Below are 1,633 nucleotides of genomic sequence, written 5' to 3' on the forward strand. Positions count from 1 at the left end.
ACGAGGACGGCGGCGGCGACCGCGCCCGACACACCGATCCCGGCCGCCGTTCGCAGCATCCGACGGCGGCCCGCACCCCGGCGGACCGCCCGGAACCTGCCGGGCGGCGGCGGGAGGTAGTCGGACGTGGGCCGCAGGATGTATGTCAGCGGGTCGTCGGGTTCGAACTCGGGACCCTCGTCAGAGTGTGTGGTCAAGGCTTCTCCTCAGATGTGCGCGGAGCAGTTCTCTGGCCGCGTGGAGATCGGCCTTGACGGTCCCTTCCTTGCGCCCGGTCAGCACGGACACCTCCCGGATCGGCATGTCGGCGTAGTAGTGCAGCAGTATCGGGACGCGCAGCCGTTCCGGCAGTGACTGCACGAGCAGGCGCACCGAAGGGTCGGCCTGTTCCTCCTGCGGACGCACCGCTGCCTCGGCGGTGGCGCGGTGCACGGCCTTGCGCTCGCGCTCCAGCTTGCGCCAGTGGTCCCGGACGAGGTTGGCGGCGGTGACGTAGAGGAAGCCACGCGGCTCGGCGACGGACGTCCAGCGCGCCCACAGCCGGGTGAACGCCTCCGAGGCGATCTCGTGGGCCGTCCCGTCGTCGTCGACGAGCCGGCGGCACCAGCCGGCGAGGCGCGGGTAGACGGCGGCGAACAGTTCGGACGCTGCCTGCTCGCGGGACCGTTTCAACGTTCTCCATGGTCGTGATGCGTGTGGGGGGTAAGAGGGCGAGGACCCCGGGCCGGTGCCTCCGGCCCGGGATCCGAGTGGCGGGGTCAGCGGGTCAGCCTTCAGCGGCTCAGCGGCTCACGGAGCTGAGGGTCGCGAACACGATCACGTTGTCGCGGTACCCGTCACCTGTCCGTGGTCCGCCGCAGGTGACGAGCCGCAACTCCGGCCGGTCCACGTCCCCGTAGACCGCGTCCGTCGGGAAGTCCGCCTTGGACACCGTCCGTACGCTGTCGACGGTGAACCCCGCCGCCGTACCGTTCGCCAGGCGCGCCACGATCCGGTCGTCCCGCCGCAGCCGCGCGAGGTGACGGAAGATCCCGTCCCCGTAGGCGCCGACGGTGACATGCCCCAGGATCACCGAGGGACCGCGCTGGCCCGGTGTCGGCGAATGCCGGTACCAGCCGGCGCGGTCGTGGGCCGCGACCGGTGGCACCTGCACACTGCCGTCCGGCGCCAACCCCAGCTGGATGAGCGGGGTGTCGACGCCGATGGCCGGGATCCGCAAGGTGACGGGGACCGAACGCCCGACGGCGCGCACCGCCTTCGCGGACGGCCGCGCGGGCGGCGGCGTACTGCGGGGGAGTGCGGCTGTCGCACGCCCTTCGCCGTGACCGCCGCAGCCCACCAGCAACGAGGCCATCGCCGCTGTGGCGAACGCGCGCCTGGAGAGCGGGGTCATGCCAAGGTCGCCCGCCGGCGGCGTACCACGAAGACGGCGGCGCCGCCGGCGACCAGCGCTGCCGCGCCGGCACCGATCAGCCCCTCGGTGGTACCCGACCCGGCGGGCGCCGTCGCGACCCCGGTGTCAGGTGCACCGCTCGGTACGACGGAGACCTCACCCGCGCGGTCGGTCGGACGGGCCGGTGCGGCGCTCGGCACCGCGCTGGCGCGCGTCGCGGGCTCCGCGGTGGCGGCGTCG

Annotated in this window: 2 protein-coding genes and 2 pseudogenes; all 4 read right to left on the reverse strand. The window is 73.6% G+C overall.

What is annotated here, in order from left to right; translation table 11 throughout:
- Positions 1-197, reverse strand: a pseudogene (locus tag HY68_RS44335) (hypothetical protein); the annotation flags it as partial.
- Complete coding sequence (locus HY68_RS33240) at positions 181-672, reverse strand: RNA polymerase sigma factor (RefSeq protein WP_041998889.1); 492 nt, start codon at positions 670-672, stop codon at positions 181-183. The gene HY68_RS33240 and the pseudogene HY68_RS44335, both read right to left, overlap by 17 nt.
- 109 nt (positions 673-781) lie before the next feature.
- Entirely contained in the window at positions 782-1,393 is a 612-nt protein-coding gene (locus HY68_RS33245; RefSeq protein ID WP_041998892.1) for a class F sortase, read from the reverse strand.
- A pseudogene (locus tag HY68_RS45830) lies at positions 1,390-1,633 on the reverse strand (sortase-dependent protein); the annotation flags it as partial. The gene HY68_RS33245 and the pseudogene HY68_RS45830, both read right to left, overlap by 4 nt.

Source organism: Streptomyces sp. AcH 505 (assembly GCF_000818175.1).
GTDB lineage: Bacteria > Actinomycetota > Actinomycetes > Streptomycetales > Streptomycetaceae > Streptomyces.

Bases quoted from the DNA above. Each gene is read 5' to 3' on its own strand.
- HY68_RS33245 (WP_041998892.1), bottom strand. From the start codon at position 1,393: ATGACCCCGCTCTCCAGGCGCGCGTTCGCCACAGCGGCGATGGCCTCG.